10 protein-coding genes and 1 pseudogene are annotated in these 11,045 nt (G+C 70.7%); 6 read left to right on the top strand and 5 right to left on the bottom strand.

Going from position 1 to position 11,045, the window contains the following annotated elements; all coding sequences use genetic code 11:
- The first annotated feature begins 37 nt into the window (after positions 1-37).
- Positions 38-1,192, top strand: coding sequence for a TDT family transporter (locus tag ABZY45_RS15405; RefSeq protein WP_356740062.1), 1,155 nt, complete (start codon positions 38-40; stop codon positions 1,190-1,192).
- Here ABZY45_RS15405 and ABZY45_RS15410 read toward each other — a convergent pair.
- The 4 genes from ABZY45_RS15410 to ABZY45_RS15425 form a co-directional block, all read right to left on the bottom strand.
- Complete coding sequence (locus ABZY45_RS15410) at positions 1,131-1,835, bottom strand: helical backbone metal receptor (RefSeq protein WP_356740064.1); 705 nt, start codon at positions 1,833-1,835, stop codon at positions 1,131-1,133. The two genes, ABZY45_RS15405 and ABZY45_RS15410, sit on opposite strands and share 62 nt — an antisense overlap.
- A 10-nt stretch (positions 1,836-1,845) precedes the next feature.
- Positions 1,846-2,391 (bottom strand): XRE family transcriptional regulator, encoded by a 546-nt coding sequence (locus ABZY45_RS15415; protein ID WP_356740066.1) that lies wholly within the window; start codon positions 2,389-2,391, stop codon positions 1,846-1,848.
- Positions 2,392-2,588: 197 nt separating this feature from the next.
- Positions 2,589-5,216: an ABC transporter permease/substrate binding protein gene (locus tag ABZY45_RS15420; protein ID WP_356740068.1), complete on the bottom strand. Its 2,628-nt coding sequence runs from the start codon at positions 5,214-5,216 to the stop codon at positions 2,589-2,591.
- Positions 5,209-6,300, bottom strand: coding sequence for a glycine betaine/L-proline ABC transporter ATP-binding protein (locus tag ABZY45_RS15425; protein WP_356740070.1), 1,092 nt, complete (start codon positions 6,298-6,300; stop codon positions 5,209-5,211). Before ABZY45_RS15425 ends, ABZY45_RS15420 begins: the two co-directional genes overlap by 8 nt.
- 262 nt (positions 6,301-6,562) lie before the next feature.
- Here ABZY45_RS15425 and ABZY45_RS15430 point away from each other — a divergent pair, with 262 nt between their 5' ends.
- Entirely contained in the window at positions 6,563-7,471 is a 909-nt protein-coding gene (locus ABZY45_RS15430) for a 5'-3' exonuclease (RefSeq protein WP_356740443.1), read from the top strand.
- 64 nt (positions 7,472-7,535) lie between these two features.
- Positions 7,536-8,378 carry a siderophore-interacting protein gene (locus ABZY45_RS15435; RefSeq protein WP_356740072.1) on the top strand — a complete coding sequence of 281 codons (843 nt, stop codon included), beginning with the start codon at positions 7,536-7,538 and terminating at the stop codon, positions 8,376-8,378.
- Positions 8,379-8,442: 64 nt separating this feature from the next.
- Here the strand turns inward: ABZY45_RS15435 and ABZY45_RS15440 are convergent, their stop codons facing one another.
- Positions 8,443-9,174, bottom strand: a complete 732-nt coding sequence (locus ABZY45_RS15440) for a MerR family transcriptional regulator (RefSeq protein WP_356740074.1) — start codon at positions 9,172-9,174, stop codon at positions 8,443-8,445.
- 143 nt (positions 9,175-9,317) lie between these two features.
- On the opposite strand from ABZY45_RS15440, the pseudogene ABZY45_RS15445 reads away from it, so the two are divergent.
- The 3 genes and pseudogenes from ABZY45_RS15445 to ABZY45_RS15455 all read left to right on the top strand — a co-directional run.
- Positions 9,318-9,431 (top strand): annotated as a pseudogene (locus ABZY45_RS15445) (fasciclin domain-containing protein); the annotation flags it as partial.
- Between the two features lie 28 nt (positions 9,432-9,459).
- Entirely contained in the window at positions 9,460-10,467 is a 1,008-nt protein-coding gene (locus ABZY45_RS15450) for an ADP-ribosylglycohydrolase family protein (RefSeq protein WP_356740076.1), read from the top strand.
- Positions 10,468-10,555: 88 nt separating this feature from the next.
- On the top strand, positions 10,556-10,999 hold the full coding sequence (locus tag ABZY45_RS15455) for an SPW repeat protein (RefSeq protein ID WP_356740078.1): 444 nt from the start codon (positions 10,556-10,558) through the stop codon (positions 10,997-10,999).
- The last annotated feature ends 46 nt before the right edge of the window (positions 11,000-11,045 follow it).

An 11,045-nucleotide genomic window follows, 5' to 3' on the forward strand; every position in this document is an offset into this window, starting at 1 on the left:
ACTGGTGTGCGGGGGGCCGGCCACCAAGAATCGTGGCATGGCCATCTTTCCGCGGACCACGACCGAGGCGCCCGCCGCCCCGCCCGCAGCCGTCCGTCTCCCCGCACTGCGGCATCTCGGCCCGAACTGGTACGCCACCGTGATGGGAACGGCCATCGTGGCCACCGCGGGCGCCGCTCTGCCCCTGGACGTGCCGGGCCTGCGTACGGCCTGCCTCGCGGTCTGGGCCCTCTCCGCCGTGCTGCTCGTCGTGGTGCTCGCGGCCCGGGCCGGCCACTGGCTCCTCCACCCGGAGCAGGCGCGCGCCCATCTGCTGGATCCCGCCGTGGCCCCGTTCCACGGCTGCCTGTCCATGGCGCTGCTCGCCGTCGGCGCGGGCACCCTGGTGGTCGGCCGGGACCTCATCGGGCACCCGGCGGCAGTCGCCGTGGACGTGGTGCTGTTCTCGGCGGGCACGCTGACCGGGCTCGCCACCGCCGTGGTGATCCCGTACCTCATGGTCGTACGCCACCGGCCGGCGCACGGCAGCGCTTCCCCGGTCTGGCTTCTGCCGCTGGTGGCCCCGATGGTCTCGGCCGCCGTCGGCCCGCTGCTGGTGCCCGAGCTGCCGCCCGGCCAGGGGCGCGAGGCGCTCCTGCTGGCCTGTTACGCGATGTTCGGGCTGTCGCTGCTGGCGACCTTGGTGGTCCTCCCGCTGGTCTTCGCGCGGCTGGTCCACGAGGGCCCGCTGCCCCTCGCGCTGACGCCGACGCTCTTCCTGGTGCTCGGCCCGCTGGGCCAGTCGACGACCGCCGTCAACCAGATGGCCGATGTCGCGCCCGGCGCGATCGCGGCGCCGTACGCCTCGGCCTTCGGCGCGTTCGCCGTGCTCTACGGCGTCCCGGTCATGGGGTTCGCCCTGCTGTGGCTCGCTCTGTCCGCCGCGATGGTGGTGCGCGCGGTGCGGCGCGGCATGCGGTTCACGATGACGTGGTGGGGGTTCACCTTCCCGGTCGGCACGTGCGTCACCGGAGCGGCGGGACTGGCCCGGCACACCGGCCTCCACGCGTTCACCTGGCTCGCCGCGGCGCTGTACGCACTGCTGGTGGCCGCCTGGGTGTTCGCCGGGCTGCGGACGCTGGGCGGGCTGGTCAGCGGAGCCCTGCTCGCAGCGCCGGGGCCGCTTCGGCGAGTGACGGTCCGTACCACGTGAGATGCCGCCCGTCGATGAGCGCGGCAGGCAGTCCGGGAAAGGCCTCGGGCCCGTCGGTGGCGGTGAAGCGGTACGGCTCGTCGGGCAGCACGACCAGCTCGGCGCCCGCGGCGTTCAGCTCGGCCAGGGGGACGCGGGGGTAGCGCTCGCGGTGGTCCGCGTACACGTTGCGTATCCCGAGGCGGGCCAGCAGGTCACCGGCGAAGGTGTCACGGCCCAGGACCATCCAGGGTCTGCGCCAGACCGGCACGATCGCGGGGCGCGTGACGCGCGGCGGCGGCAGCGCCGACCATGCGGCACGGGAGTCCTCCAGCCAGCGCGCGCGGGGCAGGCCGCACGCGGCGAGGACCCGTTCCAGTTCGGCGAAGGCCTGGTCGAGGGTGCGGATCTCGGTGACCAGGACGTCCAGGCCGGCCGCGCGCAGGGCGTCCAGGTCCGCTTCCCGGTTCTCCTCCTCGTTGGCGAGGACGAGGTCGGGGCGCAGGGCGGCCACAGCCGCGGTGTCGGGGTTCTTCGTGCCGCCGATCCGCGCCGCGGTCAGCCCCGCGGGGCGGGTGCACCAGTCGGTGACCCCGACGAGACGGCCGGGGGCCGTGACGGCGACCGCCTCGGTGAGCGAGGGCACGAGGGACACGACACGCACGGCAGCCCCGTCAGCGGCGCGAGTCGTACGTCGCGTCGATGTGTTCGGCGACGGAGACCACCAGCAGCCGGGTGCCGGGGACGGCCGCCCGCCAGCGGTGCCGGACCCCGCCGGACAGGAAGAGGGTGTCGCCCCGGCCGAGCCGATGGGCCTGCCCCTCGGCCTCGACCTCGACCGCGCCCTCCACGACGTACATCACCTCGTCGTTGCGGTGCTGGAACTCGCGCCCCAGGTCCGGTTCGCCGCTGAACTCCAGCGCACTGAGCTGGTGGCGGCCTCGCACCAGGCGGCGCACACCGTCCTCGCCGTCGGCCCGTACGACGTCCACGGCGCGCGCCGAGTCCGCCGCGGCCCGCAGCCGCTCGGTCGTCGTCTCCAGCGCCTGCGCCACCCGGTCCAGGGAGCGGGGGCTGGGTCTGGCCCGCTCGTTCTCGATCTGGCTCAGGAACGGTACGGACAGGCCACTGCGCCCGGCCACCGCGGCCAGGGTGAGTCCGAGGGTCCTGCGGCGTCGGCGGACCGCGGCACCCACTCGAAGGGCTTCCTTGTCGTCCATGTCCGGCTCCCTCCCCGGTTCGCCATCCTGCCGGTTGCCAGCACCCTACGCATGTCCTTCGCGTGATGGAGGGGAAGCGGGCGGACGAGGACGGACGGGAAACCTTCGGGGACTCCCTGAGACAAGCCTGAAGGGGACGGCTCCGGTTCGCTACCGGGGCCGTCCCCTTCGTCATGGCCGGTCCGTGGACCCGGGGGTCAGCTGACGGGCGTCAGCTCGGCCACCACGTCCGGGTTGGCGTCCATCCAGCGGCGGGCGGACTCCTTCTCCTTGCCGGCGCCGCCCTTCTGGAGCTCCACCTCCAGCGACGCCAGCTGCGCCTCACTGAGCTCGAAGTCCTTCAGCCAGCCGGTCAGCTCCGGGAAGTCCTTGGCGAAGTCCTTCTTGGCGACCGTGTGGATCTGCTCGCCCTCGCCCCAGGCACCCTTCGGGTCCTTCAGCTTCTTCAGGTCGTGCTTGCCGTAGGCCCAATGCGGCGACCACAGGGTCACCACGACCGGCTCCTTCTTCTTGATCGACCGGTTCAGCTCGGCGAGCATCGAGGAGGTGCTGGAGGAGACGACCTCGTACTCGCCCTCCAGGCCGTACTCCTTGAGCACCTTCTTGTTGAGGGTGCCCATCATCCCGGCGCTCGACTCGATGCCGATGATCTTGCCGTCGAACTTCTTGCCCTGGCCCTTGAGGTCCTCGAGCGAATCGATGCCCTTGACGTACGACGGGACCGTCAGCTCCAGCGAGGTCGGCCCGTACCAGGAACCGAGATCGGTGAGGTCGTCCTCGTACCGGTCCCAGTAGTCCTTGTGCGTCGTCGGCAGCCAGGAGTCGAACTGGACGTCGAGCTGACCCTGCGCGAGGCCCGTGTAGAGGGGTCCCGGGTCGAGCTGCTTGACCGTCGTCCTGTATCCCCGGTCCTCCAGCATGTTCTGCCAGAGGTAGGTGGAGGCGATGGCCTCGTCCCACGGGAAGTACCCCATGTTCACGGTCTTGCCCGCGTCCTTGCCCTGCTGGGAGCCGCCCGCACCACCCGGCACCGGGGCCAGCTTGTCGACGAGCCCGGGGTTCTTCTTCAGCCAGGCGCGGACGCCGTCCTGCTCCTTGCCCTGACCTGCGTTCTGGATCTCGTTCTCGAGGCCGGTGAGCTGGTCCTCGGTGAGCTCGAAGTCCTTGAGCCACTCGGCGACGGCGGGGGCCTTCTTCGCGAAGCCCTTGTGCGCGACGGTGTGGACCTCTTCGCCCTTGCCCCAGGCGCCCTTCGGGTCCTTCAGCTTCTTCAGGTCGTGCTTGCCGTAGGCCCAGTGCGGCGACCACAGGGTCACCACGACCGGCTCCTTCTTCTTGATGGAGGCGTTGAGCTCGGCGAGCATCGAGGAGGTGCTGGAGGAGACGACCTCGTACTCGCCCTCCAGGCCGTACTCCTTGAGCACCTTCTTGTTGAGGGTGCCCATCATCCCGGCGCTGGCCTCGATGCCGATGATCTTGCCGTCGAACTTCTTGCCCTGGCCCTTGAGGTCCTCGAGCGAGTCGATGCCCTTGACGTACGAAGGGACCGTCAGCTCCAGGGACGTGGGGCCGTACCAGGAACCGAGGTCGTCCAGCTGGTCGCTGTACTTGTCCCAGTAGTCCTTGTGCGTGGTCGGCAGCCAGGAGTCCGTCTGGAAGTCGATGTCGCCGCGGGCGACACCGGAGTAGAGCGGGCCGGCGTCGAGCTGGGTGATCCCGGTCTCGTAGCCGCGCTGCTCCAGGATCTCCTTCCACAGGAACGTGGAGGCGATGCCCTCGTCCCAGGGGATGTAGCCCATGTTGATCTTCTGGCCCTTGCCTACGTCCGAGGCGTCGGCCTGTGCCGCCTTCGAGTCGGAGGAGCCTGCGATGTTGAGGCCTCCCGCGACGAGCGCGAGGACGACGACACCGGTCATCGCGACGGCGGTGCCCGGCTTGTAGTGCGTGAACTTCAGCCGGCGCGCACCCGCTGCGACCTTGGCGGCGGCGCGGCGGCCGAGCGGGGAGACCCGCTCGTTGAGCGCGCCGGTCATCCGGTCCAGGTACATGGCGAGGATGACGACGGCGATTCCGCTCTCGGCGGCGAGGCCGACCTGGAGCTGGGTGATGGCGGCGTAGACCTTCTCACCGAGACCGCCGGCGCCCGCCATGCCACCGATGACGACCATCGACAGGGCCAGCATGATGACCTGGTTGATCCCGGCCATGATCGTCGGCAGCGCCAACGGCAGCTGCACCCGGGTGAGGGTGTGCTTGGGCGTGGTGCCGAAGGCCTCGGCGGCCTCGACCAGTTCGCTGTCGACCTGGCGGATGCCCAGCTCGGTCATACGGACGCCGGGCGGCATCGCGAAGACGATGGTGGCGATGACACCGGGGGTGACGCCGACGCCGAAGAACATGACGCCGGGGATCAGGTAGACGAAGGCGGGCATCGTCTGCATGACGTCGAGGACCGGCCGCAGCGCGGCGCCGACCCGGTTGTTGCGCGCCGCCCAGATGCCCGTGGGAACCGCGATCACGATGGTGATCACTGCCGCCACGACGACCAGGGAGAGCGTCGCCATCGCCTCGTCCCAGAGGGCGAGGGAGTCGATCAGCGCGAAGCCCACGAAGGTGAGGACGGCGGGGATCACGCCACGCAGCCAGAACGCGACGACGGCGAAGATCCCGGCCATCAGGAGCGCGTCACCGCCGCTGAGCACGGCGTTGACACCGTCGTACATGCCGCCGAGGACGGTCTTGATGAAGTCGAAGATCCAGGTGAGGTTCGACTGGAGCCAGTCGACCGCGTCCTCGACCCAGCTGCCGAAGGAGAGCCTAGGCACCGGCGATCACCTGCTTCGCCTCACGCTGGGCCGGCACAGGGGTCTCCACCTGCGGTTCCTCGCCGAGCGCGGCAAGAAGCCTGGAACGCGGGACGACGCCTACGACTCCGCCGTCCTCACCGGTGACCGCGACGGCCACCCCGCTCGTGGAGCAGGGGGTGAAGAGTTCGGCGATGGGGGTCTCGGACGTCACGGTCGCGGGGGCCTCGGCCAGCACGTCCTTGTCGGAACGGCCCGCCTCCGGCGCCTCCATGATCGAACCGGCTGTGAGGACCCGGGACCGGTCGACGTCCTGGATGAAGGAGGCGACGTAGTCGTTGGACGGCCGGACGAGGATGTCCTCGGCGGTGCCCTGCTGGACGATCTCGCCGTCCCGCATCACGGCGATGCGGTCGCCGAGGCGCATGGCCTCGTTGAGGTCGTGGGTGATGAAGACGATCGTCTTCTTCAGCCGCTTCTGCAGTTCCAGGAGCTGGTCCTGCATGTCGCGGCGGATCAGCGGGTCGAGCGCGCTGAAGGACTCGTCCATCAGGAGCAGGTCTGCATCGGTGGCGAGTGCGCGGGCCAGGCCCACGCGCTGCTGCATACCGCCGGACAGCTCGTCGGGCCAGGACTTCTCCCAGCCGGCGAGACCGGTCAGCTCCAGCGCCTGAGCGGCGCGCTCCTCACGCTCGGCGCGCGGGACGCCCTGGACCTCCAGGCCGTAGGCGGCGTTCTCCAGGACGCTCCTGTGGGGGAAGAGCGCGAAGTGCTGGAAGACCATGCTGATCTTGGTGGAGCGGACGCTGCGCAGCTCACGGGGGCTCAGGGCGGTCAGGTCCTGACCGTCGAACAGCACCCGTCCGGCAGTGGGCTCCAGCAGGCCGTTGAGCATCCGGAGCAGGGTGGACTTACCGGATCCGGAGAGCCCCATGACGACGAAGATCTGGCCCGGCTCCACGGTGAACGAGGCGTCGATCACCGCTGCGGTCGTTCCGTCGGCGCGCAGCTCTTCGCGGCGGGTCCCGCCTTCGAGCTTCCGCACGGCTTGATCGGGTCGTCTGCCGAACACCTTGTACAGGTGCTCCGCTTGCAGCCTTGACACATACACCTCACGCGTTGAACCGAAACGGTCTGCCACCCCCGGCGGCAGACCGTGGAGCGGTGCGGATTCGGCCCGCAGAGCACGCGCATCAGTCAAAAATGGACGTGGTCCGCTCCGGTGGCGCGCCTGCCCTCACTTACGCAGGGCAAACACTTGTGTGACCCAGTTCACTCATAAGCAACCGCTGTCGCGGGAACCGCGCGCTTCTCCCGCACGCGCTGTCGGAGGGTTACGGCATCATCAGGGTGTGACGCGACGCCTGATGCTCCTCGACACCGCCTCCCTCTACTTCCGCGCCTATTTCGGCGTCCCGGACTCGGTGCGCGCACCGGACGGCACGCCGGTCAACGCCGTGCGCGGGCTGCTCGACTTCATCGCCCGGCTCGTGCAGGACCACCGGCCCGACGACCTGGTGGCCTGCATGGACGCGGACTGGCGTCCGCAGTGGCGGGTCGAGCTGATCCCCACGTACAAGGCACACCGGGTGGCGGCGGAGACCCCCGACGGCGTGCCCGACGAGGAGGAGACCCCGGACACGCTCTCCCCCCAGGTCCCCGTCATCGAGGACGTGCTGGACGCCCTGGGCATCGCCCGGGTGGGCGTCTCTCCCTACGAGGCGGACGACGTGATCGGCACCCTGGCCCGGCGGGCCACCGGGCCGGTGGACATCGTGACCGGGGACCGCGACCTCTACCAGCTGGTGGACGACGCCCGGGGGGTCCGGGTGCTCTATCCCTTGAAGGGCGTGGGCACGCTCCAGATGACGGACGAGGCCTGGCTGCGCGAGAAGTACGGGGTCGACGGCGCCGGATACGTCGATCTGGCCCTGCTGCGCGGCGACCCGAGCGACGGGCTGCCGGGGGTCCCCGGGATCGGCGAGAAGACGGCGGCGAAGCTGCTGGACGCCTTCGGAGACCTCGCCGGGATCATGGCGGCGGTGGACGACCCCTCCGCCCGGCTGACACCCTCCCAGCGCAAGCGGCTCGACGAGGCCCGTGACTACGTGGCCGTCGCCCCCAAGGTGGTCCGCGTCGCCGACGACGTACCCGTGCCCGCGTTCGACGCGGCGCTCCCACGCGAACCGCGTGACCCCGCCGCGCTGGAGGCTCTCGCGACGCGGTGGGGGCTGGGCGGTGCACTGCAGCGCCTGCTCCTGACACTCCAGGCGTGAGGTGCTAGCTTAGGTAAGCCTAAGTATGTAGAGCTTCACACATGTCCAGAGCAGGGAGAACCTCGTGGCAGAGCGGCCGCAACGCCGGGCACCGAAGGCGCAGGGAGCGCAGGTCCTGCGCACCGAGCAGATCACCCCGCACATGGTGCGCGTGGTCCTCGGTGGCGACGGCCTGGCCGATTTCACCCTCGAGGGCTACACCGACCACTACGTCAAGCTGTGCTTCGCCCCCGAGGGGGCGGACTACTCCCACCCCTTCGACATGGCCCGGATCCGTGAGGAGTATCCGCGCGAGCTGTGGCCCACGACCCGCACGTACACCGTGCGCTCCTGGGACGCGGGCACCGGCGAGCTCGCGATCGACTTCGTGGTGCACGGGGACGAGGGCCTTGCGGGCCCCTGGGCGGCGCGGGCGCTCCCCGGTGACCAGGTGACCTTCCTGGGCCCCGGCGGCGGTTACGCCCCCGACGCCTCGGCGGACTGGCACCTGCTGGTGGGCGACGAGAGCGCACTGCCGGCGATCGCCGCGTCGCTGGAGCGGATGCCGCAGGGCGCCCTGGTGCACGCGTTCATCGAGGTGCCGGACGCATCCGAGGAGCAGAAGCTCGTGGCGCCCGACGGGGCATCGGTGACCTGGCTGCACCGTGGCGACCGGCCGGTCGGCGAGGCTCTCGTCGCGGCGGTGAGCGGGCTGGACTTCCCCGAGGGCGCGGTGCAGGCCTTCGTCCACGGGGAGGCGGGCTTCGTCAAGGAGATCCGGCGCCATCTGCGCCTGGAGCGCGGCATTCCGCTCCAGCGGCTGTCGATCTCGGGTTACTGGCGTCTCGGACAGAACGACGACGCCTGGCGCGCGGTCAAGCGCGAGTGGAACGAGCAGGTCGAGCGCGAGCAGGAGAGCGCCGCCTGACCCTCTCCGCCCTCCGGAAACCCGGCCGCCCTTCTTCGAGAGGTGGCCGGGTTTCGCGCGTTCCTCACTCCGCCGCCGCGGCGGGCCGCCCTTCGCCGGACGCGGCCACCCGCGGCCCCTCGACGGACGCGGGGGCCCGCGGCCCTTCCGCCGAGTCGTAGAGTCGGGCCGAGGCGTCGGCGTGGGCGAGCCTGCGCAGCGCCCCGAACATCGCCTCCCCGAGCACCGTGCCGACGACCACGCTCTCCACGAGGTCCTCGCGCGCCACGCGTTTCGCCACGTAGTCGAGGTCCGCACGGGCGACGGGCTCGGCGGCGTCGGCGTAGGCGTCCAGCAGTTCGACGAGACCGCCGTGCCCCGCCCGGCGCAGCGCGGTCAGCACGCCCGCCAGCGCCAGCCCGGCAGGGCTGTCCGCCTCCGCCCGCCAGCCGCGCCGTTCCAGCAGGGCGGCGACCTCCTCACGGGCCTCCGCCGTCTCCGGCGCCTCCGGCTCCCCCGCGTCGGCCCCCAGCTCCGCCTCAGCGGGTGACATGCGCGCGGTCACCACGCCGAGCACCTCGTGCACGGGCTGCCCCGGATCGTCGATCGCGCCCAGAACCTCCGCGATGGCGGAAATCGGGAGGCCACCCACGCCGAGGAGTGCCCGGATCAGCCGCAGCCTCCGCTCGTGCCCTTCGCCGTAGTGCGCCTGGTTCGGGCTGGTCAGCCGACCGGCGGGCAGCAGCCCCTCTCGTACGTAGTACTTGATCGTCGGCACCGGGACTCCGGACCTGCGACTCAATTCACCGATGCGCACCGCGCGTTCACCCTCCAGGAGCTTGCCGAGCAGACCCCCATCATAGATAGTTCCCCTATCGGATAGCGGACAGTACCACTATCGATACTCTCAGGGGCCCCCTCATGCGGTCATGGCGCACATGGCACCGGCCGTCAGTTCTCGGTTCGGGCGAGGAGTACACCTTGACCGACTCCTCCAAGGTCGTCTGCGGCAGCGTCCCGACCGCCAACGCCACGGTCTACATCGTGGACTCCGTCCTGATGCCGGCCGCCTGACCCGTCGTGCCGTCAGTACGCTGACGGGATGACGCCGACGAGCCCCGAGGACCGCGCTCTCCGACCCGACCGGAGCGGCCCGGACCGCAGGGCTCGTGTCGTGGGCGCGGTGATCGGCTCCGCCGTCGGCGACGCGCTCGGCGCTCCCTTCGAGTTCGGGGCGCCCGGTGCGTACAGCGCGAGGTTCCCCGACGGAGCGGGCACGATGTGCGGGGGCGGCGGCTGGGATCCTGGTGAGGCGACGGACGACACACAGATGGCCGTCCTGGTCGGGGAGTCGCTGCTGGAGCGGGGCGGCCTGGACCTCCCGGACATCTTCGGCCGGTTCAGGCGGTGGGCGGTCTCCGATCCGAAGGACATCGGTCTGCAGACCGAGGCCGTCCTCACCAGCGGCGACCCGTGGGACCTGGCCGCCGCGCTGCACTTCCAGGTCAACACGCGTGCCGCCGGCAACGGTTCGCTGATGCGCGCCACCACACCGGCGGTGTACTTCGCCCGGGCCGGACGGGCGGCGACGATGGACGCCGCACGCCGTATCGCCGCCCTGACGCACGGGGACGGGGCGGCCTGGGAGGGCACCGCCCTCTTTCACGAACTGGTACGCGTGGCGCTGGAGGGCGGCGATCCGCTCGCCGCCGTGGACGAGGCGCTGGCCGCCGTCCACGAGGCCCACCGGGCCCGCTGGACCTCCGTCCTCGGGCGGGACTGGCATCCCGACGATGCCACGGAGTTCAACGGGGCGGTCTGGCCCTGCCTGGCCACGGCGGTCTGGGCGCTGCGCACCACCAGCGGTTTCGGGTCCGCCCTGGCGGCCGCGGTCGACGTGGGCGGCGACACCGACACGGTGGCGGCGGTCACGGGCGGGCTGGCCGGAGCGGTGTACGGGATCGACGCGGTCCCGGACCACTGGACGCGCCCGCTCCACGTACCCCTGCCGGGATTCGGGGGCCGCGTCCTGCGGGCGGAGGACCTGGCGGCACTGGCCCTCCGCCTGGACGGATCCGCAGAATTTGACCACCCCGACAACTACACATAAGGGACATATAAGAGCACACTGGTCAGGAAAGCTGATGACCGTGCTCCTGACCGCGGTCGCTCCAGCAAGTGCGAAGGAGATCATCCTCATGAGTAACATCTCGCACACCGGAAGGGACCTTTCCGGCCACCCCGATGCCGAGGAAATGCGGGCGCGTCACGACCGCGTGATGAGCGGCCGCCGGACGACGGCCATGGCGGACGCACCGGTGTTCCTGCTCGGCCTGTACTGCGCCGTCTCGCCGTGGGTGCTGCACTTCACCGCGAACCAGCCCAACCTGGTGACGCACAACCTCGTCATCGGAATCGCGATAGCCGTGCTGGCACTCTGCTTCACCGCCATGCCGGAGCGGATGACCGGGATGAGCATGGCCATCGTGGCCCTGGGCGCGTGGCTCATCGTGTCGACGTGGGTCGTGGGTCAGAGCCCCGACACGGGCGTCATTCTCAACAACGTGATCGTCGGTGGTCTGGCGATCGTGCTGGGAGCGGCCTGCGCGGGACTTTCGATGAAGAACCGCAAGGCGACCTGACCGGAGGGCACGCGGAAGTGGCCACAGGCGTCCATGATCCGCCTGT

Source organism: Streptomyces sp. NPDC006516 (genome assembly GCF_040611875.1).
GTDB lineage: Bacteria > Actinomycetota > Actinomycetes > Streptomycetales > Streptomycetaceae > Streptomyces.

What these genes read in the sequence shown, in the direction of transcription:
- ABZY45_RS15455 (WP_356740078.1), top strand. Translation starts at nt 10,556, where the DNA reads ATGAGTAACATCTCGCACACCGGAAGGGACCTTTCCGGCCACCCCGAT.
- ABZY45_RS15415 (WP_356740066.1), bottom strand. Translation starts at nt 2,391, where the DNA reads ATGGACGACAAGGAAGCCCTTCGAGTGGGTGCCGCGGTCCGCCGACGC.
- ABZY45_RS15450 (WP_356740076.1), top strand. Translation starts at nt 9,460, where the DNA reads ATGACGCCGACGAGCCCCGAGGACCGCGCTCTCCGACCCGACCGGAGC.
- ABZY45_RS15405 (WP_356740062.1), top strand. Translation starts at nt 38, where the DNA reads ATGGCCATCTTTCCGCGGACCACGACCGAGGCGCCCGCCGCCCCGCCC.
- ABZY45_RS15430 (WP_356740443.1), top strand. Translation starts at nt 6,563, where the DNA reads ATGCTCCTCGACACCGCCTCCCTCTACTTCCGCGCCTATTTCGGCGTC.